The sequence below is a fragment of the Salinimicrobium aquimaris genome, assembly GCF_035607535.1.
In the GTDB taxonomy this organism is placed as follows: domain Bacteria; phylum Bacteroidota; class Bacteroidia; order Flavobacteriales; family Flavobacteriaceae; genus Salinimicrobium.
Map to the genome: position 1 here is coordinate 33,316 of NZ_JAYDZX010000010.1, position 25,218 is coordinate 58,533.

Annotated in this window: 24 protein-coding genes; 10 read left to right on the forward strand and 14 right to left on the reverse strand. The window is 44.4% G+C overall.

The features are described 5' to 3' along the window. Positions 1-33: 33 nt before the first annotated feature. From VR862_RS10085 to pflA, 5 genes are all read left to right on the forward strand, one after another. Complete coding sequence (locus VR862_RS10085) at positions 34-3,273, forward strand: cytochrome c biogenesis protein CcsA (protein WP_324720842.1); 3,240 nt, start codon at positions 34-36, stop codon at positions 3,271-3,273. Between the two features lie 194 nt (positions 3,274-3,467). Next, positions 3,468-4,463 carry an endonuclease/exonuclease/phosphatase family protein gene (locus tag VR862_RS10090; protein ID WP_324720843.1) on the forward strand — a complete coding sequence of 332 codons (996 nt, stop codon included), beginning with the start codon at positions 3,468-3,470 and terminating at the stop codon, positions 4,461-4,463. Positions 4,464-4,628: 165 nt separating this feature from the next. Then, positions 4,629-5,924 (forward strand): L-lactate MFS transporter, encoded by a 1,296-nt coding sequence (locus tag VR862_RS10095; protein WP_324720844.1) that lies wholly within the window; start codon positions 4,629-4,631, stop codon positions 5,922-5,924. A gap of 286 nt (positions 5,925-6,210) precedes the next feature. Further along, positions 6,211-8,448, forward strand: coding sequence for a formate C-acetyltransferase (gene pflB, locus VR862_RS10100; protein WP_324720845.1), 2,238 nt, complete (start codon positions 6,211-6,213; stop codon positions 8,446-8,448). Between the two features lie 95 nt (positions 8,449-8,543). After that, positions 8,544-9,332, forward strand: a complete 789-nt coding sequence (gene pflA / locus VR862_RS10105) for a pyruvate formate-lyase-activating protein (RefSeq protein ID WP_324720846.1) — start codon at positions 8,544-8,546, stop codon at positions 9,330-9,332. A 10-nt stretch (positions 9,333-9,342) separates the two neighbouring features. On the opposite strand, the gene VR862_RS10110 is transcribed toward pflA, so the two are convergent. Both VR862_RS10110 and VR862_RS10115 read right to left on the reverse strand, forming a co-directional pair. Beyond that, on the reverse strand, positions 9,343-10,590 hold the full coding sequence (locus VR862_RS10110) for a serine hydrolase domain-containing protein (protein ID WP_324720847.1): 1,248 nt from the start codon (positions 10,588-10,590) through the stop codon (positions 9,343-9,345). Between the two features lie 42 nt (positions 10,591-10,632). After that, on the reverse strand, positions 10,633-11,052 hold the full coding sequence (locus VR862_RS10115) for a hypothetical protein (protein WP_324720848.1): 420 nt from the start codon (positions 11,050-11,052) through the stop codon (positions 10,633-10,635). 130 nt (positions 11,053-11,182) lie between these two features. Between VR862_RS10115 and VR862_RS10120 the strand changes: the two genes are divergently transcribed. Next, on the forward strand, positions 11,183-12,517 hold the full coding sequence (locus VR862_RS10120) for a serine hydrolase domain-containing protein (RefSeq protein ID WP_324720849.1): 1,335 nt from the start codon (positions 11,183-11,185) through the stop codon (positions 12,515-12,517). A gap of 122 nt (positions 12,518-12,639) precedes the next feature. Next, entirely contained in the window at positions 12,640-13,428 is a 789-nt protein-coding gene (locus VR862_RS10125; RefSeq protein WP_324720850.1) for a PepSY-like domain-containing protein, read from the forward strand. 119 nt (positions 13,429-13,547) lie between these two features. On the opposite strand, the gene VR862_RS10130 is transcribed toward VR862_RS10125, so the two are convergent. The 5 genes from VR862_RS10130 to VR862_RS10150 are packed head-to-tail and all read right to left on the reverse strand — an operon-like array spanning position 13,548 to position 17,025. Next, entirely contained in the window at positions 13,548-14,375 is an 828-nt protein-coding gene (locus VR862_RS10130; protein ID WP_324720851.1) for a hypothetical protein, read from the reverse strand. Further along, entirely contained in the window at positions 14,372-14,803 is a 432-nt protein-coding gene (locus VR862_RS10135; protein WP_324720852.1) for a hypothetical protein, read from the reverse strand. The genes VR862_RS10130 and VR862_RS10135 overlap by 4 nt, the downstream gene beginning before the upstream one ends. Positions 14,804-14,853: 50 nt before the next feature. Next, positions 14,854-15,882, reverse strand: coding sequence for an ACR3 family arsenite efflux transporter (arsB, locus tag VR862_RS10140; protein ID WP_324720853.1), 1,029 nt, complete (start codon positions 15,880-15,882; stop codon positions 14,854-14,856). A gap of 23 nt (positions 15,883-15,905) precedes the next feature. After that, positions 15,906-16,679, reverse strand: a complete 774-nt coding sequence (locus tag VR862_RS10145; protein ID WP_324720854.1) for a metallophosphoesterase family protein — start codon at positions 16,677-16,679, stop codon at positions 15,906-15,908. Between the two features lie 13 nt (positions 16,680-16,692). After that, positions 16,693-17,025, reverse strand: coding sequence for an ArsR/SmtB family transcription factor (locus VR862_RS10150; protein WP_324720855.1), 333 nt, complete (start codon positions 17,023-17,025; stop codon positions 16,693-16,695). A gap of 146 nt (positions 17,026-17,171) precedes the next feature. On the opposite strand from VR862_RS10150, the gene VR862_RS10155 reads away from it, so the two are divergent. After that, positions 17,172-17,891, forward strand: a complete 720-nt coding sequence (locus VR862_RS10155; protein ID WP_324720856.1) for a TerC family protein — start codon at positions 17,172-17,174, stop codon at positions 17,889-17,891. Positions 17,892-18,203: 312 nt separating this feature from the next. Here the strand turns inward: VR862_RS10155 and VR862_RS10160 are convergent, their stop codons facing one another. The 6 genes from VR862_RS10160 to VR862_RS10185 all read right to left on the reverse strand — a co-directional run bounded on the left by VR862_RS10160 (position 18,204) and on the right by VR862_RS10185 (position 21,869). Continuing rightward, positions 18,204-18,785, reverse strand: a complete 582-nt coding sequence (locus VR862_RS10160; RefSeq protein ID WP_324720857.1) for a DUF1989 domain-containing protein — start codon at positions 18,783-18,785, stop codon at positions 18,204-18,206. Continuing rightward, a complete protein-coding gene (locus tag VR862_RS10165) occupies positions 18,769-19,389 on the reverse strand; it encodes an FMN-binding negative transcriptional regulator (RefSeq protein ID WP_324720858.1) in 621 nt (206 codons plus the stop codon). Before VR862_RS10165 ends, VR862_RS10160 begins: the two co-directional genes overlap by 17 nt. 3 nt (positions 19,390-19,392) lie before the next feature. Further along, positions 19,393-20,070 (reverse strand): guanitoxin biosynthesis heme-dependent pre-guanitoxin N-hydroxylase GntA, encoded by a 678-nt coding sequence (gntA, locus tag VR862_RS10170; protein ID WP_324720859.1) that lies wholly within the window; start codon positions 20,068-20,070, stop codon positions 19,393-19,395. A gap of 106 nt (positions 20,071-20,176) precedes the next feature. Continuing rightward, a complete protein-coding gene (locus tag VR862_RS10175) occupies positions 20,177-20,443 on the reverse strand; it encodes a SemiSWEET family sugar transporter (RefSeq protein WP_324720860.1) in 267 nt (88 codons plus the stop codon). Next, positions 20,443-20,964: a DUF421 domain-containing protein gene (locus VR862_RS10180; RefSeq protein ID WP_324720861.1), complete on the reverse strand. Its 522-nt coding sequence runs from the start codon at positions 20,962-20,964 to the stop codon at positions 20,443-20,445. Before VR862_RS10180 ends, VR862_RS10175 begins: the two co-directional genes overlap by 1 nt. A gap of 47 nt (positions 20,965-21,011) precedes the next feature. Next, a complete protein-coding gene (locus VR862_RS10185) occupies positions 21,012-21,869 on the reverse strand; it encodes an SDR family oxidoreductase (RefSeq protein WP_324720862.1) in 858 nt (285 codons plus the stop codon). Between the two features lie 128 nt (positions 21,870-21,997). Between VR862_RS10185 and VR862_RS10190 the strand changes: the two genes are divergently transcribed. Next, entirely contained in the window at positions 21,998-23,233 is a 1,236-nt protein-coding gene (locus VR862_RS10190; RefSeq protein ID WP_324720863.1) for a BaiN/RdsA family NAD(P)/FAD-dependent oxidoreductase, read from the forward strand. On the opposite strand, the gene VR862_RS10195 is transcribed toward VR862_RS10190, so the two are convergent. Beyond that, the gene (locus tag VR862_RS10195; RefSeq protein ID WP_324720864.1) at positions 23,208-24,029 is read right to left on the reverse strand and encodes an SDR family oxidoreductase; all 822 of its coding nucleotides are present in this window, start codon (positions 24,027-24,029) and stop codon (positions 23,208-23,210) included. The genes VR862_RS10190 and VR862_RS10195 overlap by 26 nt on opposite strands. Positions 24,030-24,107: 78 nt before the next feature. On the opposite strand from VR862_RS10195, the gene VR862_RS10200 reads away from it, so the two are divergent. Beyond that, the gene (locus tag VR862_RS10200; protein WP_324720865.1) at positions 24,108-25,193 is read left to right on the forward strand and encodes a diphosphomevalonate decarboxylase; all 1,086 of its coding nucleotides are present in this window, start codon (positions 24,108-24,110) and stop codon (positions 25,191-25,193) included. The last annotated feature ends 25 nt before the right edge of the window (positions 25,194-25,218 follow it).

Consider the following 25,218-nt stretch of genomic DNA (forward strand, 5'->3'; position numbering starts at 1 on the left):
TCTGCCGTTGGTGTTCAGGAAAAATTGATCAAAATGAAATTAGTAAGAATTCTGTTGTCGACAAAAGTGTCATTCCTACTCATCATTGCCTTTGCTGGGGCTATGGCCGTAGCCACTTTTATTGAAAATGATCATGGTACTGCTGTGGCGAGACAGCTGGTTTATGAAGCATGGTGGTTTGAAGTTATCATGGTGTGGCTTGGAGTAAATTTTCTTGCACATATCAAGGAATATAAATTATTTACGAAAAAGCGATGGCCTCTGGGAGTCTTTCATATTGCTTTTGTACTCATGATACTTGGGGCCGGGGTTACACGCTACTTCAGCAATGAAGGAATTATCCATATCAGGGAAGGAGAGATTAAGAACACCTATTATTCTGCAGATCGGTTTTTACAGCTAAGCGAAGCCGAATCAGGAAAAAGTAACCTGAGATTTGAGAAGCCCCTGGAGATCAACTCCTATAATTTCACACCCGAGACTGTGAGGGTAGCATTAGGTGAAGAAAATTTTGAGGTAGTAATTGACAGATATGTTGAAGGTGCAAGAGGAGAGTACATTCCCGGAAAGGATACTCTGGTGGACATTGCTCTTGCTTTTGGGGCAGATAGGGAAGACTATCTTGTTCCAAAGGGAGAAGATCTTCCTTTCGGAGAAAGAGCTCTTTCCATTTCAAAAGAGGGAAAAGGAGACATCAGGATCTTTAAGGAAAATGAGAAGTGGATGATCACCAGTGAAAGAAATATGCACGTGGTAGAGATGACCACCCAGGCTATGGGAGTTCTAAAAGCCGGGGAAGTTTCAGCATTACAGGTGCGTAGCCTTTACCAGGCAGATAGCTCGGCATTTGTGGTTAAAGGGATCTACGAAGGGAAACAACTCATATATTTTCCCGAAGAAGATGAAGAAATTGCAGAAGAGTTGCCAAATGTGGTAAGGTTGCAAGTTAATAATTCGCAGGGCGAGGAGGTACTGAGCACCTATACTACCCTTGTGAACAGAGAGCCGCAAAAACATGTTTTCTTTTCAAACGGGAAGAAATATGCTCTTGCCTACGGCCCACGGCAGGAGCTGCTTCCCTTTGCCCTTAAGCTAAGGGATTTTCAACTGGAGCGTTATCCCGGTAGTCAAAGTCCGTCAGGTTACGCCAGTGAATTGCAGGTTATTGATGATGAAGCAAACTTTCCGTTCAGGGTTTTTATGAATAATGTACTTGATCATAAAGGCTTCAGGTTTTATCAGGCTTCCTATGATACAGATGAAATGGGAACAGTGCTTTCTGTGAGTCAGGATCGTCCCGGCACCTATATTACATATCTTTCTTATACGTTGCTTACTATTGGTATGTTCTTCACATTATTTGCCCGGGGAAGCCGTTTCACCATTCTTAATCGCCGGATATATTCGCTGAACAAAAAAGGACCGAAATTGCCCGGCGGGAAAGCTCCGCAAGAAAAGCAAAAGCTAAAAGCCGCGAGAGAAAGTTACCCTAAAGCGGGGTTTCCAAAAGTCACCGCCATCTCCATTTTGATCCTTCTTGTTTCTCTTGCTTTAGGTTTTCAAATGTACGGTCACGGGCAGCTACCCGATGTTAGACAGGCGGTTGTTCCGCTTTCACAGGCCGAAGCATATGGAAGCCTGGTTGTGCAGGATCTGGACGGCCGAATGAAGCCTCTTAATACATTGGCCAATGAGATCACCAGGAAATTAAGTGGTCGTTCTACGATCACTATTGAACAATCTGGAGGAGCGATAGAACTTACGGCTGAACAATTTTTACTTGCCGTACAACTGGATCCCCGAAGATTCAGTGCGCTGCCATTGATAAAGGTCGACAGGGAAAAAGGAGCAGCGATCTTTGAAGCCATGGGACATAAGCCTGTCGATGCAATTGGTTTCCAGGAATTGATCGACCCCGATGGGCAGTACATTCTGCAGGCTCTTGTGGAAGAAGCGAACAGGTTAAAGCCTTCCGAAAGAAATGAAGCTCATAAAGAACTCCTTAAGGTCGATGAACGATTCAATATTTTCTATGCTATTTTAAGAGGGGATTTTCTGAAACTTTTTCCAAACAGGGCCGATGCTAACAACACCTGGTTCACTGCAAATCAACACAACATGGGATTTGATGAGGAGGACGCGGTATTTGTAAAGAATATCACTCCCATGTATCTCAACGCCCTTAGCAAAGGACTGGCTTCCGGGGATTATTCGGAGGCAAACGAGGTGCTTTCCTATATCGAACTTTACCAGGAAAAAGCAGGGGCAGCAGTTCATCCAGGAGACGACAGGCTGGCTATTGAGATCCTGTACAACAAATTAAACCTTGGAAGCCGCCTCTTTGGAGTCTTCTGGATCCTTGGTGCCTTAATGCTTATCCTGGCCATTATCAAGCTCTTTTACCAGCCAAACTGGTTGAGATACTCCTGGACCGTTGGTCTTGCCCTGGCATGGGTGGGACTGGTACTCTTTACTTTTCACCTTGGATTACGCTGGTATATTGCCGGTCGTGCACCATGGAGCGACGGCTTTGAAATGCTGGTGTTCGTTGCCTGGTGCGTTCTCCTTTTCGGACTTATCTTTGAGAATAAATCACATTTTACCGTACCCCTGGGAATTATTTTCTCCGGAACTCTTCTCTTTGTAGCCTTTCTCGACTGGCTTAATCCAGAGATCACCAACCTTATGCCGGTACTACATTCTTACTGGCTCAAAATCCACGTAGCTGTGATCGTGAGCGGCTATGCACCGCTCGCATTGGCTGCCCTGCTCGCATTGTTAAGCCTACTCCTGCTCATTTTCAAACCTCAGCAACCATCCGCTAAGTGGTGGAAAAGCATGCAGGAGTTAAGCATGGTGAATGAAATGTCCATAACCGTTGGTTTATTTCTCCTGGCAGTAGGAACTTTTTTAGGAGGGGTATGGGCGAACGAAAGCTGGGGTCGTTACTGGGCATGGGATCCAAAAGAGACCTGGGCATTGATCTCGATCATGGTTTACGCTTTTGTTCTTCACCTGCGGTTGATCCCGAAATTAAAAAATTCCCTGGTGCTCAATATTGCAAGCCTCTGGGCTTTTTCTTCGATCATCATGACCTCTTTTGGAGTTAACTATTACCTCTCCGGTCTGCATTCCTATGCCTCGGGAGATCCTGTTCCAATTCCGGTCTGGATCTATTGGTTAACAGGTATCCTTCTGGCCATTACTGTAATTGCCATTGTGCGGTATAAAAGATTGCCACGGCAGGAGCGAAAGAATTTGCTGGCAGTTTAGGTGAGCTCGAAAGTATTGCGCGAGGTGTAGTTGAGAATAGGAGGATTGAGTAATTAAGATATTCTGTAAAACCCCTTTTTGAAAACAGATTCAACAGGTCGTTCCTCGACCTGTTTATTTTTATCACCGGGATTTTAAATATGTGTTCTTCTGAATTTCTTATTTTGGAGACCTTTAATTCTCAAGAATAATAAATGAACTTTCGAAAGGTCTTTTACTACGTCGTAATTGTGATAAGTAGCGTAGTTATAGTTGCCAGCCTACTTTCCCTTATCTATGACCTGCCCTACTGGTATTCAAAAATTCTGGATTTCCCAAGGCTGCAGTATTTGATACTTGCTATTATTTGCCTGTTGCTCTTTACTTTTCTTGCTAAAAAGTGGAAGTGGCCCTCCATCTTCCTTGTTTCAGGCCTGGTTGCTGCTATAGCAATACAATCGGTTAAAATATTTCCCTATTGGTTCGGCAGTAAGACGGTTCCGGATGCACTTGAAGATTATTCAGCAGAAAACACTTTTAGTATTTTGCTTGCCAATGTCCTGATTGATAATCGGGAATCGTCAAAGATCATCAAAGCTGTGGAAGATTCTGATCCCGATATATTTCTCGCAATGGAAGTGGATCAAAGGTGGCTGAATGACCTTGCAATACTGAAACAGGACTATCCGCATTATATGGAGCAGCCTAACGACAAGGCGTATGGAATGGCATTATATTCCAGGTTTCCCCTGAAGGAAAGGGAAATAAAATATCTCAAGCACGAAAACGTGCCGTCTTTTCATGCAAAGGTCGAACTGACTTCAGGTAAGGAATTCATGCTCCATGCCGTGCATCCGGTGCCTCCAATGCCGAGTAATAAGTATCCCGACAATGTGGGAGAAGCTGAGGTTTCTCTTTTAAAGGTCGGGGATTTTGTCGCAAATGAAGAGGTCCCATCCATAGTAGCAGGAGATTTTAATGATGTCTCCTGGTCTAACACTGCCAGGCTCTTTGGAGAATCTGGCGGGTTAGCAAATGTGCGGATAGGCCGGGGACTTTTTAATACTTTTGATGCAACTTCTTATACCATGAGATGGCCTCTTGATCACTTTTTTGTGACAGAAGATTTTTACCTTATCGATCTTAAAAGATTAGGGCACATAGGCTCAGATCACTTTCCCCTTTACGCTGAATTTGTACTTCCAGATTAGTGCTGCTTGTTTTAAAGATGCTGCTCGATTAAGTGAAATCTTTTCCCGATACCTCAGTGCCTTCCATGTAAAATGGAATCCTGCGGGGCTGATGACAGTCATATTTTAAACTCTAAACCTGCCTTTATTTTGCAAAGTAATTGAGTTTCACTAAAAGTTCCTCTCATGGGAAAAGTTAAGAATAGGTGGCTAATTGCCGCATCTGCTGTAGGTATTCATATTTCTATTGGTTCCGTTTATGCATGGAGCGTTTACACTAAACCTTTGATCCAGAAGTTTGGGTGGGAACTGGCCGATACCCAGTTCACTTTTAGTCTGGCAATTTTCTTTCTCGGGATCTCTGCTGCCTTTCTTGGGCATTATCTTGAGAAAAAAGGCCCCCGAAAATCGGGTCTGCTGGCTGCGATCTTCTTTGGAATAGGAATTGCTGGGTCCGGTCTGGCCATTTTTATGGAGTCTATTTACCTGCTTTACCTGTTCTATGGAGTCTTTGGAGGTATAGGTCTGGGGCTTGGCTACATTACGCCGGTCTCCACTCTTGTAAAATGGTTTCCCGATAAGCGCGGACTCGCAACCGGCCTGGCCATTATGGGATTTGGTTTTGCAGCGCTGATTAGTAGTCCGGTGATGGTGTATCTTATTTCGGCAGTAGGCATCGCTAACACCTTTTTCATCATGGGAAGCGTTTATTTCGTGATCATATTCTTCTCTTCCCTCTACCTCGCACCGCCGCCAAAAGATTGGGTGCCCGAAGGTTTTAAAGCTTCAGAAACTGCGGGTAAGAAAATAGTGAAAGAGGACCTTTCACAGCTAACTGCCAATGAAGCTGTGAAGACCAAACGGTTCTGGTATTTATGGCTTATGCTTTTTATCAATATTTCCTGCGGGATCGCAATCATTTCAGTGGCTTCCCCAATGGCCCAGGAATATGCAGGTATGACAGTAGTGGCAGCAGCTACTATGGTTGGGATCATGGGATTATTTAACGGGGCCGGCCGGATTGGGTGGGCCAGTTTTTCAGACTATATAGGACGGCCGGCAATGTACACCATCTTTTTTGCCATACAGGTTATAGCTTTCTTCCTGCTACCCACCGTCACTAATGCACTGGTATTTCAGGGGCTCATATTTTTGATCCTGTCCTGTTATGGCGGCGGCTTCGCGACCATTCCTGCTTATATAGGAGACATGTTTGGAACTAAGCAGCTGGGAGCGATACACGGCTATATGTTAACTGCCTGGGCGGCAGCGGGAATGGCAGGACCTTTATTTGCAGCATGGACAAGAACAATTTCTGAAAATTACAACGTCACTCTTTACTTTTTCGCGGGACTACTTATAGTTGCCCTGGTCTTTTCCCTGTTGATACGCCTGGACATAAAAAGGCTGAGGAATCTTAAAGCAGAAAAAGTCGCTACACCCCGGGCAGTTACCCCTGTACTGGAGACTGTAGAGAATTAATTTTCTCGATAAGTACTTTACTTCAAGATGGAGCGGGAAACCGTTCCATCTTTTTTGTGCTCTTTCCTGAAATAAAACCTAGATTAAATTATAAGTGAATAAAAATCAGGCATATATAAATACTTATCAACTAAAACGATTGAAGTTTTCGAAAAGGTTTTAGCTGCCAGAATTCCTGATAATTGTCATATTAATAGGCCGAATTGGGTCGGTACTTTGTATGGTAATTAAGAACGAAGAGGAAGAATTACAGCAAAATGATACTTCTTCAGAAAAACGAAAAATCATGCTAAAGCTATCTCAGGAAGTACTTGAGTTCCGAGAAGGAACCTGGAACAGGAAGATCGATGTAAGGGATTTTGTGATCCAAAACGTAACCCCCTACTACGGTGACGATGAGTTTCTCACCGCAGCTACAGAAAGAACAAAAGAACTGTGGCAAATCTGTCTCATGGCCATGAAGGAGGAGCGGGAAAGAAATGGCTGCAGGGCCATAGATACCGAAACTATTTCAAGCATTACCAGCCATGGTCCCGGGTACATCAATAAAGATCTTGAGGTGATCGTCGGTCTACAGACCAATGAGCTTTTAAAAAGAGCCATGAAGCCCTTTGGCGGAATTCGGGTTGTGGAAGGAGCAGTGGCCGAAAAAGGTGAGCAGGTAACGCAGCGTGTTAAGGATGTCTTTTCTTATACAAAAGACCATAACAACGCTGTGTTTGCTGCATATGATGATGAGATAAGAAATTATCGTTCCCAGGGGATCCTCACGGGATTACCCGATAATTATGCCCGCGGAAGGATCATTGGGGATTACCGCCGCCTTGCCCTTTATGGAATTGATCGTCTTATTGAGGCAAAAGAGGAGGACAAGCGCGCTGTAGACGGGGAGATGACTGAACATAAGATACGCCTTCGAGAGGAGATCACAGACCAGATCATAGCTTTAAGGGATATTAAAACCATGGGTGAAATGTACGGTCTTGATCTTGGAAGACCGGCAGAGAATGCCCGGGAAGCTGTGCAGTGGGTTTATATGGCCTACCTGGCAGCTGTTAAGGAGCAGGATGGTGCAGCCATGTCTTTAGGTAATGTTTCTTCCTTCCTTGATATCTTCATTGAAAGAGACCTTGCTGCCAACCTGATTACTGAAGAGGAAGCCCAGGAATTTATCGATCAGTTTGTAATGAAACTGCGAATGGTGCGTCACCTAAGGCCCGAAGCTTATGACGAGATCTTTGGTGGCGATCCTACCTGGGTGACCGAAGCTATTGGCGGCCAGTTTGAAGATGGAAGAACAAAGGTGACAAAGACCTCTTTCCGGTTCCTGCAAACCTTATATAATTTAGGAGCTTCCCCCGAACCAAATCTCACTGTCCTCTGGTCCCAGGACCTGCCCGAAGGTTTTAAAAAATTCTGTGCCCGGGTCTCTATAGACACCTCTTCCATACAGTATGAAAATGATGACCTGATGAGGGCTGTAAGAGGTTCTGATGATTACGGCATTGCCTGTTGTGTTTCTTACCAGGAAATAGGTAAGAGAATTCAATTTTTTGGAGCCCGTGTAAACCTTCCAAAAACACTTTTAATGGCTATCAATGAAGGGCGGGAGGAGAATTCCGGTAAGACATTACTCGAGGATATTCCTGCTTTACAAAATGAATACCTCGATTATGAGGAGGTGATGTCTCATTTCAAAAAAGCCATGACGCAGGTGGCCAGGGTGTATTCCAAAACCATGAATATCATCCACTACATGCATGATAAATATTACTACGAAAAAGCCCAGATGGCCTTCGTAGATTCAGATCCCGGTATTGATATGGCCTACGGGGCTGCCGGAATCTCTATCATTGCCGACTCCCTTTCTGCTATTAAATATGGAAAAGTTAAACCTGTTCGCAATGAAGAAAGACTTACAGTTGATTTCCAAATCGAGGGAGAATATCCAAAATTTGGGAATGACGATGAAAGGGTAGATAGTATTGCCCGGGAGATCACCCGCTTCTTTTCGGAAGAACTGGCAAAACATAAATGCTATAAAAATGCAGTTTCCACACTTTCCCTGCTTACTATCACTTCAAATGTGATGTACGGCAAAAAGACCGGCGCCACCCCCGATGGAAGAAAAGCAGGGGAAGCCTTTGCTCCCGGTGCCAACCCTATGCATGGAAGGGATGAACATGGCGCCATTGCTTCGATGAACTCGGTAGCCAAGCTGGATTACCGCCATGCCCAGGATGGGATCTCCAATACCTTCTCCATAGTGCCTAAATCTTTAGGTAGTGATAGAGAAGTGCAGATTGAAAATCTTACAGGATTGCTGGATGCCTATTTTGCGCTCTACGGGCACCATCTCAACGTGAACGTGCTAAACCGAGAAACTTTACTGGATGCCTATGAGCACCCCGAGAATTATCCGCAGTTGACTATCAGGGTTTCGGGATATGCAGTGAATTTTATTCGGTTGTCAAAAGCGCACCAACTGGAAGTGATCACGAGGACCTTCCACGAAAGAATGTAGTTTTAAGTGTTGTTTTGAAGCATCAGGAATCTCAGCCTTACCCCTTATGAGACCGCCTGATGCTTTTTTATTAATTTGTCATACAAACCCAAAGCATGATAAAAGATGGCTTACTTGTTCCGCAGGACGTAAAACACCTAAATGCAGAAGCTTCACAAGAACTAAGGATACACTCCATTGAATCCTTTGGAACTCATGACGGGCCGGGAATAAGAATGGTGGTGTTTGTTCAGGGCTGCCAGTTTCGCTGCCTGTACTGCGCCAATCCCGATACAATGGATGTAAAGGGAGGTCATTTTGTGGAGATAGAGGAGCTGGTGAACCGGGCGGTAAAGCAGAAGCCGTACTTCAGGAAGAACGGGGGAGTTACCGTTTCCGGCGGCGAACCTTTATTGCAGCGGTCTGTTCTCAAAAAATTCTTTAATAGATTGCATGAAGAAGACATTCATACGGTGCTTGACTCCAATGGAAGGTTGATTGACCAGCAGGCCAAAGAATTACTCGATGTCACCGATCTGCTAATGCTGGACGTAAAACATTTCAACAACGCCTGGCACAAAAAACTCACCGGACTTTCAAATACCAACACCTTCAAAGTAGCCGAATACCGGGAATCTACAGGCAAACCTATGTGGCTAAGGTATGTGCTGGTGCCGGGATGGAGCGACCAGGAAGAGCACCTGCATGAACTGGGAAAATATTTTAAGGATTACAGGCATATTGAGCGATTAGAGATCCTGCCTTATCACCGGTTGGGAGTGCATAAGTGGGAAGCTCTCGGAATGGAATATAAGCTGAAGAACGTTGCACCACCCGATGCTCAAAAACTCGAAGATGTGGCCCTGATCTTTAAGAACTACTTCAAAGACGTGAGGGTAAACTGAACCGGGAAATTTAGAAATTTACTTTTTCGATCTTCTTCCCGGTGAGGAAGCCATCCAGCAGCTCTGCAGCAATGACCTCTCCCGAAGGACCTCTCAAAAACCTGATGGCCGAATCCCTCTGTTCCATGTAAAATTGGTTTGGAGACTGTGCTTTTAAATGCACTTTTTGAGGCCCCATCTGCACAAAGAGACTGTCATTTTCAACCATTACACCGAGATGCATATCCGGATTTAAAGCATAGCTCCCGGCATACTCGCCAATGATCCTGCTGTCAACCTTTATTTCTTTCCGCAGTAGTGGGAGCTTGCACTTACCGGTGTCTAAAAGGGCATTTACAGCCTCTGTTATTTCGCCGGTAACGGGATGTCTTCTGTTGCTAAGCACAATAATCATCCTCTTTCCGTTTTTGATGACAGAATAGCTGAAACCATCACTTTTGAGATATCCTTCCATGCTTAATTCCTCTTCGGGAAATACTTTTAGCAGTTTCAACAGGTCTGCCGCAGTTGTTTTGACGCTCTTGCTGCTGAAAGTTTCGCTTGTATCATATTCTTCTGAAGGTTGCACAACCACTTCATTTCCTTCATAGCTGTAGGTGTATCCCTGTGCAAGTTCTGTGCTTACAGGGGTATCAAAAAAGGTATTTTTCAGCTGAATTTTTTCGGCAAGCTCAGAGATTAGTTCTGCGTAGGTTCTATCGCTCGCCACTTCGAGAACATTTTTAAGCAGGTTGTAGTTTAGATCGCTTTTCTGAAACTCCGCAACTTTAGAAAGATTGGCATAACTAACGGCAGAATATTCGGCTTCAGGATGAGCCTGCTTTATTTCTTCTATGGTCTGTAATTCCGATCTATGGTCGATCAACTGGCGGAGGGTCAATTCTTTTTTTACTTCCGGAAGGTAATGTGATACCATCCTATCAGCTGAAATTTTTTCCTTTCGCACAAGTTCAGCAAAGACTGCCCGGGTAAAGAGCTCTGTGAGGGAGCCAACCTTAAAAGCCGTCGTATTATCGAATCCTTTATCGAGCTCGTAGTTGGCTTTTCCGAAGTTATTATAGTAGTAGGTGCTGCCGTCTTCTACGAGGATGCTTCCGCTAAAACGCCCCAGCTCAAGATATCTATTGCCCAGAAGATCGATTTTTTCAAAGATGTCTTCTGAAGCCAATAGAAAAGGTTCATCGGGTTGAGTAGATTGAGAAAATCCGAAATTGAAAAAAAGCAGGAGAGCGCTACAAACGAGTAGTTTTTTGATCATTTTGTCAGTTTATCCGGTAATAAAGCTAACAAAAAAAAGACGTTAGGCCCCCATGAACAGAAGTGAGAAAACGACAAGGGCAATTCCCACCGAGATCAAAGTAGGTTTGATCCAGCTTTTCTTCTCATATTCGATCTCACTGCCCAGATATTTGTTCCAGAAAAATTCGTTGAGTATGGCTGCTCCAATCACGTTTGCAATTACATTGAGGGATGGCGAAAGATTCAAGGCGGTCATGACGATCGCTGTAGCAACAATGTAACCAACTGCAAACAAAAGTACCCAGGCTGCAGCAGCCTGTTTCTCCAGCCTTCGCAAATTGGAAATTAAAAGTGCGGCAGCAAAGATTGTGGAGAAGAGAATGGAGAAACTCAAGATGAGCCTTTTAGAATATAATTTAGGCAGCTCTTGTTCCTGTTGAGTTACAATATTGGTATCAGTTTCCGGAGAGTTAAGATCCATCTTGGGTGCTTTTTATGTGCGGCAAAAATAGCAAAAATCATAGCTTTTTTTGCTGATTTTGAGTATTCTGCTGTAGTTGGCCAAAAAATTTCCTACATTTAAATCCCTCCCTGCAGTTCAAACTCTTCTAATGAAAAGAACCGTCACAATAACGCTTCTTGTGCTCCTTCTGGTGGTAGGGGTTGTGGTCTATATTTATTATCCGCGCCTCAACCTTATAACAGGATTTGCAGCTAAGAATATGTGCTCCTGTGTCTATGAAGCAGGCCGGGATCCAGAATCTGTTGCAGCACAGGACAACAACTTCGAGCCGGTCCACCTAAGTGATTTCGAGCTGAACAGGGAGAAGAAAGCGGCATCCTCTACTGTTTTTGGGTTAAAAGAACGGGTAGCGGTGTATAATGAAGGTTTTGGATGTACCCTCTTGCCACAGGGGACCAACAAAGATGACCTGCCACCGGAAAAACCTAAGCGCGTGCAGCCGCCACTTGCTTCACCCTATCCCTACGGAAATGAAAAACCTCTGGACACCGTTTTTCCTGAAGTAGATTACGACCAGCTGGAAACAGCTCTTAAAAATGCCTTTTTTGAGGAGCATAAGACCAGGGCTGTAGTGCTGTTATATAAGGGACATCTTTTATCTGAAGAATATGCGCCGGGATTTGATAAGAGCACTAAACTTTTAGGGTGGTCGATGACCAAAAGCATTACAAGTGCGATTCTTGGAGTGCTCCAGAGGAAGGGAAGAATCGCTGTGGACGAAGATGATCTTTTTAGGGAATGGGAAAAAGATCGCAGGGCTTTCATTACGCTCGACAACCTGCTGAAAATGAACAGCGGATTGAAGTGGGAGGAGGATTACACCAGGATATCTGATGTGACAAAAATGCTCTTTTTGTCCAAGGATATGAGTGAGGTGCAGCTGGAAAAATCCTTGGAAAGTGACCCGGGGGTGATCTGGAATTACTCTTCGGGAACCTCTAATTTGCTTTCGGGCTTTATCCGGGATGAATTTGCCACTTATCAGGAGTATCTGGATTTCTGGTATCACGAGCTAATTGACAGGATAGGCATGTATTCCATGACCTTAGAGACAGATCTTGCGGGGAATTACGTGGGTTCTTCCTATTCCTGGGCTACTCCGCGAGACTGGGCGAAATTTGGTCAGCTGTACCTTAACCGGGGCGAATGGAATGGGGAGCAGATCCTTACCGAGGACTGGATCAATTACACAGTGCAGCCCGTAGCAGGTTCGAAGGGGCAGTACGGAGCTCATTTCTGGCTAAATGCCGAAGGTTATTACCCCGATGTTCCCCGGGACCTTTTTTCAGCAAATGGATTTCAGGGCCAGCATGTATTTGTCATTCCTTCAAAAGACCTGGTGGTCGTGCGTTTCGGACTTGCAGAACACCCGGAATTCGACCTGAACATTTTTCTGAGGGAAATTATTGCAGCCGTTGAATAGGAGGTCTCCTGTAAGGCAGCTCCTTCAGCTATGCTAAAGTTCTGCTAAATACCACCTCCTTCTAAAATTTGATGAGCTTTCCTGCGTTTCTGAAGAACTCAACCATTTTAAATTCCGTACTTATGAAAAATCTAAAGTTCTTTGGTTTTATCCTGGTATCCCTGTTTGTCTTTTCTTCCTGTTCAAGTGATGACGATGGCATAGAAACAGGGACAGAGGTAGACCTTAATCTTACCGCAGCACGATCTGATGATCATATCAATACTGCTGCCTTGCCACAGGCAATTCTCGATTATATATCGACTAATTATCCAAACAATACCATTTGGAAAGCCGAAATTGAAGACAATAACAATTACGAGGTAGAGTTGAATGATGAAACCGAACTGGTTTTCGACCAACAGGGTAACTTTTTAGGGATCGACGATGATGACGATGATGATTTTGGAGATGAGGATGTTGCAGCTGGAGATCTTCCTGCAGCTATAATAGATTTTATAAGCACCTATTTTCCTAACACCACAATCGAGGAAGCTGAAAGGGAGAACAATGGAAATTATGAAGTTGAACTCTCCAATGACGTGGAGCTCATCTTTGATGCCGATGGTAATTTCCTGGGACGTGCCGAAGATGACGACAATGATGACAGCGATGATGAAGATATTGCCATCGATGACCTGCCACAGGCGGTAAGGGATTATATCGCATCCAATTATCCCGATTACAGCATTATCGAAGCCGAAAGGGAAGACGATGGAACTTATGAAGTCACATTAAGCAATGGTCTCGAGATACTCTTTGACGCACAGGGCAACTTCCTTGAGGCAGATGACCATAATGGTGATGACGATGATGACGATGATGACGATGATGACGACGGCGACGATGATGAGGACAGCAGTGATGATTAAAATAAGCCCCCAGTAAAGGAGAAAGCTGCAGAAATTCTGCGGCTTTTTTTATTGAAGATCTTCGGCGGAGCTAAGAGGAAGCAGAAGAAAGCTGCACTTCATGCAATGAGAAACTCTGGTTATTCGCATCTAATTTTTTCATCCAGGTTCAGGAATTGAGTGACCGCAGTGAACTCTTTTTGCATAAGGTGTTCGGTCCAGGCTTCCAGGAGAGCATCCATTTCCAAGTGGGTAGCTTCCCCGCTTGCGGTTAGTCCGTTCTCCCAAAGCTTCCGGAAAGAAAGCACTCCATATTTCTCCATGATGTACTTCACGAAGCTTCCTGCCTGCAGATGTGCTCCGGCTTTGGAAAAATCATGATTCTGCTCCAGTTCGTCAAAATCAATAAGCTTGTTTTCAAGTGCCATTTTTGAGGCCCAGGCGTGGAGGTCTTCACCTGCACAATCTCCGGCAGTGTAAACTGCCACCCCTTCTCTTAGCCAATGGGCTGCGGGTTCGCCCCAGCTGCGCCAGGAGTACAGGTGGCCCAGCTCATGTTGTAAAGGAGGATGAACATCCTCTTTTAAGAGATAGAAAATGCCGTTTTCTTCAATCACGGCTTTTCCACCGGTCGCTATTCCTGCAAATTTCATCATGTGTTCCCCGGTTTCAAGGAAGATAAGTTGCGGTGCCTGTTCCTGTTTTACGACCTGTAGGCGTTCCATGACCAATTGCCGGGCTGTTTCGGCTTTATCTGCTAATTCAGGTAATTTATCGGCTGCATAGGAACCTTCAGGAGCATATAAGCTAAAGTTTTCTGAATTATAAGTATCCCAGGCTATCTCGTCGCTGGAAAGAGCAGAGGAGATCATTCCTTTGTCCTCCGTTTTTCCGCAGTTGCAAAAAAGAAGAGGAATAAGAAGAACAGTCAAAAATGCCATTTTTGACACTTTAGTTTTTTTGATCATTTTTTACCGGTTAAACCAGATAACACTTTCTGAAGTTCCTGTGGCCTTTGTGTGCCCAGACAAAATTTCCTGCCGTCCTTGAGTTCTACTGCAAGGCCTTTGCTGCCTTTTACATTGTAAACAGTGCCATAAGGAGTAAAAAGACGAATCCCCCAACCGCCCACAAAGCCGTAGTCGATCACCCTGGCAGTGAGGATCTCGCTCCAGCTGTAGTCTTTTGAAACAAAAGGAAAGAAACGGTAGTGGATCCCATTTTGGTCAATCCTGGTGATGAGCCTCATAGACAGAAAGAGCAGGCCTATAGCAATGAGAATGATAGGCCCCAGGTTGGACTGGATATAAAACAGTATCACCCCAATGCCGAGCAAGGAAAGCCATATCCACCATTGTGTAAACTTCTGAACTTCTTTAAAATAGACCCGGTTCATGAGCTAAAGCTATAAAAACTTCTTCAATCCAATATTTACCGGGAATTGCACTAGTATTTCTTCCGGTTGGCGTAGTTGACCAGCGACAGCATTACCGGAACCTCTACCAGTACGCCTACCACGCAAACCAACGCCGCCGGACTTTGAAGACCAAAAAGGCCGATCGCGACCGCTACAGAAAGTTCAAAGAAATTACTCGCCCCTATCATAGCTGCCGGTGCACAGACCCGGTGTTGGAGGTTCAGCTTTTTTCCGGAGAACCAGGTAATAAAAAATATAAAATACGTCTGGATGATAAGCGGAATAGCAATGAGGAAAATAATGAGAGGATTGTTCAGGATATTTTCTCCCTGAAAGGCAAAGAGGAGGATAAGAGTGAGAAGTAAAGCAACAATACTAACCGGCTTGAACTTAGGCAGAAATTTTCCTGTGAACCATTCGCTCCCTCTTGACCTAATGAGAAATCGGCTGGTGAGGATCCCGGCAACAAGAGGAATTACAACGTAAATAAGGATGCTGAGAATTAAGGTTTCGTAAGGCACCACAACATCTGTTATTCCTAAAAGCAGCCCTACGATGGGAACAAAGGCAAACAGGATGATGAGGTCGTTCACGGAGACTTGCATAAGCGTGTAATTTGGATCACCATCTGTGAGATAAGACCAAACAAAGACCATCGCTGTACAGGGCGCAGCACCAAGTATAATGGCACCTGCAATGTATTCCCCGGCCATGGAAGGATCGATAAAGGCAGCAAAAATTTTAGTGAAAAAGATCCAGGCGAAAAACGCCATTGTAAAAGGTTTTACCAGCCAGTTCATCACCACTGTGAGGACAATTCCTTTTGGTCTTCGACCTATCTTTTTGATGCTGGTAAAATCGATTTGCAGCATCATGGGATAGATCATCATCCAGATAAGAACAGCAATTGGAATGTTGACCTGATAGATCTCCCACTTGCTCACTATCTGAATGGAATCTTCGGCTATGTTTCCAATTAAAATTCCGGCACCTATACATAAGGCCACCCAAAGACTCAGGTATTTCTCAAAAAAAGCGATTCGTTTCTGTTCGGGCATGGAGAGCGGTTTTGTGCTGTGAGTTATTTTCCGTTTCTCAGGTTTTGAGCATAGACATTGGGAAGACGGCTGTCCTCTACCGCTTTTGCAGCTTTTTCTACGTCGTATTCAAACCTGTGAAAATTAACTTTAATACTGTCTTTATCTTTAACTGTGAATGTTTCATCCATTTGCAGGACAACGTAACACCCCCGCGGGTCACCATCTTTTGGTTTTCCTATAGAACCAAGGTTGATCGCGTGACGGTAATGAGGATTTTCCTCGGTTCCTGAATTCAGGATACGATGATAAGGCTGGTGGGTGTGCCCAAAACAGAGAATATCGGCATCGGCATCTTCCATGATTCGGAGCAGGCTTTTTTCTGCCCGGTCTTCGAACAGGTATTCATTTATTTTTCGCGGGCTCCCGTGCACCAGGAGCAGATTTTGCGGACTATCATTCAGCTGAAGATCTATTCTTATATGTGCCGGAAGCTGTCTCAGATATTTCCGGTTTTTATCAGAAATCAGTTCGTTGGTAAGGGAAATGGAAATGGCCCCATTGGCTTTGTCTTCTTTTGTCTTATAGGCACAGCCGCATTCATTGCTGTTCCTGCCAATTCCGAAGTCGTAATTACCGGCAATGGTAGGGATCTTCCTTTGTCTAATATGGCCAATGATCTCGTTTGGCCAAACATTATATCCTACCAGGTCTCCAAGACAATAAATCGTGTCCACGTCCCTTTTATCAAGATCTTCAAAAAAGGCTTCCAGAGCAGGTAAGTTGGAATGGATATCGCTGAAAAGTCCTATGGTCATGACACTGTAAATTTTAGCAACACTCGGACTGCAGATTGATGTCCTGGTCGAGAAAGGAAATTAAAAGTTCTTTCATGGAGGTCCAGTTCTCCCTGTCGATACAATAACACACACTGGTTCCTTCCACATTACCCTTTATAAGGCCAATGCTTTTTAGCTCTTTTAGGTGCTGTGAAATTGTGGGTTGTGCTAATCCTATCTTGTCTACCAGATCTCCACAGATGCAGGTTTGACTGTTAATAATGTGCTGTAGAATAGAAATGCGGGCAGGATGTCCCAGTACCTTGGCTAAAGCCGCTATTTTATTCTCTTTTTCAGAAAAAATCTCAGATTTTGTAATTCCCATAAAGCTCCTATTTATTCAATGCAATATTACAATAAAAGGTGGAGCTGGTCAAGCATTTACGAAAGGAGGAGGATCTTAATTTTTTCTTAGAAAATTTTCTGGTTTTTGGCTAAGTAGTACCTTCAGCTGCTCAAACCATTATTTATATGGAAATTTTTCTTGAAGTAGATACCTGGGTCGCACTGCTTACACTAACCTTCATGGAAATCGTACTTGGGATCGATAACATTATCTTCATTTCTATTGTAGCGGGTAAGCTTCCCAGGGAACAACAAAATAAGGCCAGACTTGGCGGACTCGGTCTTGCACTCATTATGAGGATTGCACTGTTGTTCAGTATAACCTGGCTCATTGGTCTTACCGAACCTGTCTTTTCGATGTTTGGCTTTGACTTTAGCTGGAGAGATATCATCCTGGCGGCAGGAGGAATTTTTCTTCTCCTGAAGTCAATAATGGAGATCCATTCCAAGGTAGAAGGGGACGAGCACGAACACGAACTCAAGAAAATAACTTCTTTTGGATATGCCATTTTTCAAATAGTGATGCTGGATATCATCTTCTCTTTTGATTCCATACTTACGGCAATAGGATTAACTGAAGAACTTTTGCTTATGATCATAGCCGTCATAGTTTCCATTGTTGTTATGATGATCTTTGCTAAAGCGATCGGAGAGTTCGTGAACAAATATCCAACCATTCAGATACTCGCGCTATCCTTCCTTATCCTCATTGGATTTATGCTGGTGATGGAAGCCCTGCAGTACCACGTTCCCAAGGGATATATTTACTTCGCCGTCTTCTTCTCTTTATGTATAGAAATGCTGAACATAAGGTTTAGGAGCAAACAAAAGAAATTGAAGGCCTAAGCAGTTAATCGGGTGGTTTGGTTTTTTATCGATTTTATAGTTGGATGTGCTTTAAAGCTTTGTTAACTTGGGCCTTAAAATAAAATGTAATTTTTACATTCATACCAGAAAAAGTTACCCCCTACTAATGAAGTTTAGAGTTAATAAAAGTGTTGTTTTTGCAGTATTGATCTTTATATTGATTGCTGTAGTCTACCTTAATTATTTAGTTTCAAATATTTAATTCAGTTTTAAATTGTCAATAAGGAAGGGTCCGGGGTAATTTCCGGATTTTTCTGTTTTCGGGCTACCTTGCTTTTTGAAAAATCGTATCTAGCCCAGGATCTCATAATGTATCGGCTTGAAACTTCCGTTGTTACTGTCCTCTGCAGAGCAGGCGGTAAGGGCAACAATGAGATCCATTTCGGCTTCAAAAAGCACGTAATCCCCGGCTTTGCTCAGCGGCGGATCTACACTTAATCTTCCGTTTGAATCGAACTGCACATTCATGAAGATGTTGAAGGCAGTGGGCACATCATCGGGTTCAATCCCGAAGGGAGCTAAATTGGTGTAAAGATTCTCAAAGCAGCTGGGATGATATTCTGGATTATTATACATGATCTTAAAGGTTTCCGGGCTGCAGGGCGCAAGCAGGAAATCATTCCTTCCATTAGTGTCTTCCAGGATCTTCATCATCTTGTTGCTCCGGTTGCTCCAAAGCCAGTCGCCTTTGGTGATGAGGATGCTTTCTTCAAAATCCAGAGTCTTCCCCGAAGAGATCTTTTCCCTTGGGTCTGCGGCATTAAATAAGACCATATCGCTTACCTGTTCACCTTGTGGATCTATGACCTTTAATTTTTGCCCTTTTTGAAGCTTAAAGGCCGCACCGCTTTGTTTCTCAATGATCTGTACCATGTTCTTTGTTTAGGTTCTCACTTAATTTTGATGACAGAGGATCCTGCCTCGCCTCCAGGTGCCGACTTACCGAGTGCACATCATCTTTGTCAAATCCCTGATGAAGTTTAGCTATAGCCTGTACCTTTGTAGGTTCACACCAGAAGCCTGTGATTAGCGGAAGATGATCTTCTACCATATCCTTCGGAAGATCCTCGTAATGGATGGGACATTTCTGATCCTTTTCAAATCTTGCGATCAACTTTTGAAGACTTTGTTCCAATTCTTCCCTCGTCTGAAGCTTCAGTTTTACATTCACATGTACTGCCGAATAATCCCAGGTGCTAATGTTGATGTCTTTATACCAGGAAGAAGAGACATAGCCATGGGCGCCGTGGAAAATCAACAGAGCTTCAAGTCCATCTTTTAGGAATTTGTACTGTTCGTTAGCTTCCGCTATGTGCCCGTATAGCTGAAATTTCTCAGGTGTACCTTTAATGAGGACCGGGATGTGGGTAGCCAAAAGCTCTTCACCTTGCAGCACGAAGGTGGCAAAGGGGTGATGGTCTATAAATTCATAAATGTATTGTGAATCTTTCTTGAGGTATTTCTTTTGCCGGAACATGCTTTACAATTTACCGTGAAGAAAAGGACATTTCCAGTCTTCTCCAACTTTTCGGCCACTATACTGCCGGGCTTCGCTGCGCTCTCCAAAGTCCTGGAGCATTGGATTGATATCACCTTGCAGAGCAATGTCCCTGTCGCGAATTTTATCCCGCACTATGTGGTAGGTGTTCATCTCTCTCAATTTCTCGAACTGCCAGTGGAGGTTAAATGCAATAGCTGGATATGGCGCCTGCCGTGCCTTTCGGGAACTGTTGGGATGGAGTCCTACAATGTAAAAGGCTTTCCCGCCCAGGCTAAAGCTGAAGTTGTTATGCTCGGGATCGGGATTTACCGCTTCATCCCATGGTTGATCATCTTCTTCGTGGAGGTACTGCAACTGCTGCCATAGGGTTTGTTCGAATTCTTCTTCGGTATAATCCTGTTTACCTTTAAAACCGACCAGGAAGGTGAGGAAATCGTTGGATTCGAAATCGTAGGCGGCTATGTATTTCTTAAGATCGGCAAGGATTTGCTTAGCGGTCTCCCTGCTTCCAAAATTATCGTATTCATGAAAATCGACCTTGTCCATGCTGAAGACCGTCTGGGCCATAATACATGGATGATCTTTATCTAAAATAAATTCTTTAAACCTGGATTTGGCAGAAGAAGCTTTGGCTTCCTGTTGTTGTACCTGGGACATATACTGGATTTTTGTAAAAATAACGTCTCAGGTCCTTAACAGGAGCGGGTTTAAGAATCTGTTAATTCAGTTTTTAAGTAAGATTAACAGCAAAAGTGTAATTAAGCTATTCTTTGTCGCGATAGTGGTAAATGAGGAACAGCATAAAGACATTAAGACAAAAAGCAACTCCGTTTGTTGCTATCACGGGGATGTCACTGGTGAGCACTCCATAGATCACCCACAGTGCTAAACCGGTAATCAACACGAAATACATTCCCGGGGAAACATCATCCACTTCTTTTGTTCTCCAGGCCTTCCAGATTTGGGGAGTAACAGCCGCAGTGGTGAAGACGCCTGCGGTCAAGCCCAGAATTTCGGTCCAGCCCAGCATTAGCGAATCACATCTTTTAAGAGCCAGTCCTCAAGAACTTCCTGCTCTTCATTGCTGTGAAGTACAGAAATATCTCCCGTAGCTTCAAAAACGACCGCACGTACCTGTGATAGATTCAGCACATTGGCTTCTCTTAATTTCGATCTTAGATCTCCTTCGGTCACTTTGGCTTTTATCAGATTCTCCTGCAGGATATTTTCTCCGTCCATGAGCATAAGTGGAGAATTATCCACGATCTTGCTAACAGCTCTGTACTTCCTGAGAGTAGCGACCGCGATCTGTAGCCCATAGATAAATGCCAGTCCTAAAATTCCGGTTGCGAGGCCAACAGACCCGGACAGGACCGTCGATGCGATCATAGAACCAATGGCAACGGTCATGGCGAAATCAAAGCTCGACATTTTCGAAAAGCTGCGTTTCCCTGTGAGCCTCGTAAAAATTATTATGGCCAGGTAGATGCCAATGGCATTTATGGACAGGACAACAATAGATTCCCAGCTTAAGCTAAACCACTCTTTCATAACTTTTGAATTAATGCTTGAGAAACAAGGTAAGAAGAACAGTTTGATTAAGCACCTACCACTTCCCCGCCGTTGACATGCATCACCTGCCCGGTAATGTAGCTTGCATCCTTGCTGGCTAAAAAGACATAAGCCGGACCCACCTCACTGGGTTGCCCCGCTCTTCCCAGAGGCACTTTTTTCCCAAATTCGGCTACATGTTCGGCATCAAAAGAGGCGGGGATAAGCGGTGTCCAGATAGGGCCGGGAGCCACTCCATTTACCCGAATATTTCTTTCGGCCAGCATTTTTGAGAGGGAACGGGTATAGGCGGTAATAGCTCCTTTGGTGCTTGAATAATCCAGCAGGTGCTCGCTGCCACGATAGGCAGTCACAGAGGTAGTATTAATAATACTATCCCCGTCAGAAAGATGTTTCAACGCTTCATTTACGGTGAAGAAATAGGGATAGATATTGGTTTCAAAGGCCTTTCTTACCTGTGCCGAATCGACGTCCTCTGGCTTTTCCTCAGGAAATTGCATCGCTGCATTATTCACCAGGATATTGAGTCCTCCAAATTTTTCTACTGTCTTTTGCACCACTTCTTTGCAAAAATTTTCTTCTTTAAGATCTCCTTTCAGCACCATTCCTTCAGATCCTGCTTTCTCGATCATCTTTAGGGTTTCTTCGGCGTCTTTATCTTCAGAAAGGTAGACAATAGCCACTTTTGCACCTTCTTTTGCAAAATGCACTGCCACACTTTGTCCAATACCGCTGTCCCCACCGGTGATGAGCGCGATCTTTCCCTTCAGTTTTTCACTGCCTTTGTAGTCTTTGCGGATTACTTCCGGCTCGGGATGCATCTTTTGTTGTTCTCCGGGCTGCTTGTCCTGCTCTTGCTTTGGAAGGTCTTTAGGTTTGCTCATAGCGCTAAGGTTTAGAGATCTAAAGTTATATAAGAGCCGCCGGGGCTGCGACAGGTTTAAGAAAGATTTAGCGCAGGATTTAACAAACAATAACGTCTTTTAAAAATGGATACCTTTGTGTCTGAAAAATGACATTTTTGGAACCTCTTTCTTTTGACATGGTAATAATTGGTGGCGGGGCTGCGGGATTCTTCACAGCGATCAATGCTGCGGAAATGGCTCCCAAAGCCAGGATCTGTATTCTCGAGCGGGGAAAAGATGTGCTGAACAAGGTGCGCATCTCGGGCGGCGGAAGGTGCAACGTGACCCATGCCGAATTCCTTCCGAAGGAACTTACCCGTAATTATCCCAGAGGTGAAAAAGAACTCCGTGGGCCTTTCCATAGCTTCATGACCGGTGACACCATCGAATGGTTCGAAAAGCGAGGAGTTCCCCTGAAGATCGAAGAAGATGGCAGGATGTTTCCCGAATCCAATTCTTCAGAAACAATCATCGATCTTTTTCTTGAGGAGTCAAAAAGGTTAAAAATCGAACTCTTTACAAAAAGGGCAGTTCAGGGACTTCAGCAGAAAAATGAGCTTTGGGAGATCTCGACTTCCCGGGAAAATTTTACTGCTAAAAAGGTACTCGTCGCCACCGGAAGCAATCCAAAGATGTGGAATTTGCTTCAGGATCTTGGCCATTCAATTGTGCCGGGGGTGCCTTCCCTGTTCACTTTTAATATTACTGATAAGCGCATCAAAGATCTCCCCGGGGTAGCGACAAATGCGGTAGTGAGACTAAAAAAAGTTAAGCTGGAAACTTCGGGACCCTTGTTGATCACCCACTGGGGCATGAGCGGACCTGCAATTCTAAAACTTTCGGCCTGGAGTGCAAGAGAGCTCAGCGACAAAAAGAATTTCGAGATCGAAGTGAACTGGCTTCCCGAATATTCTCCTGAAGATGTGGAAGAAGAACTAAGGCTTCAAAAAGGGGAAAAAGCTAAGCAATTTGTGCACAAGCGGTCCCTTTTCGAACTTCCTAAGCGTTTATGGCAAAGTCTGCTGCAGGCATCGGGTATTGATGCTGGAGCTCGATGGGCCGATCTCAACAGGCAGCAACTGGAATCCCTGAAGAAGGAACTCACGTGCGGCACATTTCAGGTGCATGGAAAGAGCACCTTCAAGGAGGAGTTCGTCACTGCGGGAGGCGTGGAACTGAAAGAAGTGAACTTCAAAACCTTTGAAAGCAAAGTCTGCAAAAATCTTTTCCTGGCGGGAGAAGTGTTGAATATAGATGCTATTACCGGTGGCTTCAATTTTCAGAATGCATGGACCGGCGGATTCCTTGCGGCACAGGCTATGACCTCCGGGTCTGCTGTTTAAGCAAAATTTTGTTGAACCAGGAGGTGGGCAGGATCTTTCTTGCCAGCAGCACTGCGCCCGCATCTTTTCCGGTTGGATAGCGAAGTTTCTGACTGTCATCGATCGCTGCTTTGAAAACAGTTTTGGCAACTATTTCCGGGCCGGGTGCCTTTTCATTTCTGCTGCGCATTCCGCTAAGAATCGCCTTTTCCATTTTTTCATAACCTTTGACTGCCTCGTTGTCAAAAACTTTCAGGGACCTGCCGTGGAAATCGGTTTTTATGGCTGCGGGTTCTATCAGCTTCACTTTTATGTTGAACATGCGGAGTTCGAATTGTAATGCTTCAGTAAAACCTTCCAACGCCCATTTGCTCGAGCAGTAGAGGCTGTAAAGCGGGATGGTAAACCGGCCAACTACAGAGGAGGTGTTGATGATCATCCCTTCTCCTTTCATTCGGAAGTACGGAATGAACTCCCGGCAAAGATCCATGACTCCAAAAACATTTACCTGGAATTGCTGCAGCACATCCTCTTCTGAAGATTTTTCAAAAGCGCCCACTGCGCCATAACCGGCATTGTTGAACAGGACATCGATCATGGGGAAATCTGCTTCCACTTCCGGAATGATCTTTTTTAAGTGTTCTTTTTTAGTTACATCGAGCTCGTAAAGTTTAAGATTGGGAAGTTCTTTCAACTCTGTTTCTTCTTTGGGAGCGCGCATGGTGGCGGCAACATTCCAGCCTTTTTCGGCAAAAAATTTAGCTGTTGCCCTGCCAATTCCGCTGGAGGCGCCGGTAATGAGAATGGTCTTACGCATGGGTGTCTTATTTATTTCCTCCCTAAAATAGCTTTTTTGGATGGCTTTGGCTTTAACAGGAAAATCTATCTTTGCGTTATGACCGAAAAAGATTTTATTCCAAATCCATATTCCGCAACAGTGGAGCAAGGGCAGGTGACCTGGCAAAGCCCCAGCAACATTGCCCTGGTGAAATACTGGGGGAAACTGGAGCATCAAATTCCGGCGAATCCTTCCATAAGTTTTACGCTGGATTCCTGCCGTACGACCACTACTTTAAAGTTCAGCAAGAAGGAGCAGCTCTCAGATGATTTTGATTTCGAATTAGAATTTGAGGGCGAGAAGAAAGATTCTTTCCGGCCAAAGATTCAGAAGTTCCTGGAAAGAGTAGAGCAGTATTTGCCTTTTTTAAAAGATTATAAATTCACTATTCAAACTTCCAATTCCTTCCCGCACAGTAGCGGGATTGCATCTTCGGCCAGCGGTATGAGCGCTCTTGCCCTCTGTTTCATGAGTCTGGAAAAACAGTTGGATCCCGAAATGACGGAGGAATATTTCACCCGAAAAAGCTCATTTTTGGCAAGGTTGGGATCGGGTAGTGCCTGTCGCAGTGTTGAAGGAGAGCTCGTAGTTTGGGGGTTTCAGAGGAACATCTATGGCAGTAGCGATTTATATGGTGTACAATATAGAGATGAGGTGCATGATAATTTCAGGAATTACCGGGACACAATTTTACTTGTAGATAAAGGGGAAAAACAGGTGAGCAGTACGGTTGGTCATGAATTGATGAACGGGCATCCTTATGCCGAAAGACGCTTCAGGCAGGCCCATGATAATCTCGACCGGCTCAAAAAGATCTTCCGCAGCGGGGATCTTTCAGAATTTATTAAGGTAGTGGAGAGTGAAGCCCTCACCCTGCACGCCATGATGATGACCAGCGAACCTTACTTCCTGCTCATGAAGCCGAATACGCTTGCGATCATTAATAAAGTTTTCAGGTTTAGAGAAGAGACCGGGCTGCATCTTTGTTTTACCCTGGATGCCGGTGCGAATGTGCATTTGCTGTTTCCGGAAAAGGAGGAAGAACTAACGCTGGAATTCATAGGAAGTGAGTTGCAGCAACATTGTCAAAACGGGCAGTATATCAACGACAGGGTAGGCAGTGGAGCTCAAAAACTGGCCTGAAAATTGACCTCTATCATATTCTGTA

Bases quoted from the DNA above. Each gene is read 5' to 3' on its own strand.
- VR862_RS10160 (WP_324720857.1), bottom strand. From the start codon at position 18,785: ATGGTACAGATCATTGAGAAACAAAGCGGTGCGGCCTTTAAGCTTCAA.
- arsB (WP_324720853.1), bottom strand. From the start codon at position 15,882: ATGCCCGAACAGAAACGAATCGCTTTTTTTGAGAAATACCTGAGTCTT.
- gntA (WP_324720859.1), bottom strand. From the start codon at position 20,070: ATGTCCCAGGTACAACAACAGGAAGCCAAAGCTTCTTCTGCCAAATCC.
- VR862_RS10115 (WP_324720848.1), bottom strand. From the start codon at position 11,052: ATGGATCTTAACTCTCCGGAAACTGATACCAATATTGTAACTCAACAG.
- VR862_RS10135 (WP_324720852.1), bottom strand. From the start codon at position 14,803: ATGAACCGGGTCTATTTTAAAGAAGTTCAGAAGTTTACACAATGGTGG.
- VR862_RS10110 (WP_324720847.1), bottom strand. From the start codon at position 10,590: ATGATCAAAAAACTACTCGTTTGTAGCGCTCTCCTGCTTTTTTTCAAT.
- VR862_RS10095 (WP_324720844.1), top strand. From the start codon at position 4,629: ATGGGAAAAGTTAAGAATAGGTGGCTAATTGCCGCATCTGCTGTAGGT.
- VR862_RS10145 (WP_324720854.1), bottom strand. From the start codon at position 16,679: ATGACCATAGGACTTTTCAGCGATATCCATTCCAACTTACCTGCTCTG.
- VR862_RS10130 (WP_324720851.1), bottom strand. From the start codon at position 14,375: ATGATCAAAAAAACTAAAGTGTCAAAAATGGCATTTTTGACTGTTCTT.
- VR862_RS10195 (WP_324720864.1), bottom strand. From the start codon at position 24,029: ATGCGTAAGACCATTCTCATTACCGGCGCCTCCAGCGGAATTGGCAGG.
- VR862_RS10165 (WP_324720858.1), bottom strand. From the start codon at position 19,389: ATGTTCCGGCAAAAGAAATACCTCAAGAAAGATTCACAATACATTTAT.
- VR862_RS10185 (WP_324720862.1), bottom strand. From the start codon at position 21,869: ATGAGCAAACCTAAAGACCTTCCAAAGCAAGAGCAGGACAAGCAGCCC.
- VR862_RS10120 (WP_324720849.1), top strand. From the start codon at position 11,183: ATGAAAAGAACCGTCACAATAACGCTTCTTGTGCTCCTTCTGGTGGTA.
- VR862_RS10090 (WP_324720843.1), top strand. From the start codon at position 3,468: ATGAACTTTCGAAAGGTCTTTTACTACGTCGTAATTGTGATAAGTAGC.
- VR862_RS10085 (WP_324720842.1), top strand. From the start codon at position 34: ATGAAATTAGTAAGAATTCTGTTGTCGACAAAAGTGTCATTCCTACTC.
- VR862_RS10180 (WP_324720861.1), bottom strand. From the start codon at position 20,964: ATGAAAGAGTGGTTTAGCTTAAGCTGGGAATCTATTGTTGTCCTGTCC.
- VR862_RS10190 (WP_324720863.1), top strand. From the start codon at position 21,998: ATGACATTTTTGGAACCTCTTTCTTTTGACATGGTAATAATTGGTGGC.
- pflB (WP_324720845.1), top strand. From the start codon at position 6,211: ATGCTAAAGCTATCTCAGGAAGTACTTGAGTTCCGAGAAGGAACCTGG.
- VR862_RS10175 (WP_324720860.1), bottom strand. From the start codon at position 20,443: ATGCTGGGCTGGACCGAAATTCTGGGCTTGACCGCAGGCGTCTTCACC.
- VR862_RS10200 (WP_324720865.1), top strand. From the start codon at position 24,108: ATGACCGAAAAAGATTTTATTCCAAATCCATATTCCGCAACAGTGGAG.
- VR862_RS10150 (WP_324720855.1), bottom strand. From the start codon at position 17,025: ATGGGAATTACAAAATCTGAGATTTTTTCTGAAAAAGAGAATAAAATA.
- pflA (WP_324720846.1), top strand. From the start codon at position 8,544: ATGATAAAAGATGGCTTACTTGTTCCGCAGGACGTAAAACACCTAAAT.
- VR862_RS10155 (WP_324720856.1), top strand. From the start codon at position 17,172: ATGGAAATTTTTCTTGAAGTAGATACCTGGGTCGCACTGCTTACACTA.
- VR862_RS10125 (WP_324720850.1), top strand. From the start codon at position 12,640: ATGAAAAATCTAAAGTTCTTTGGTTTTATCCTGGTATCCCTGTTTGTC.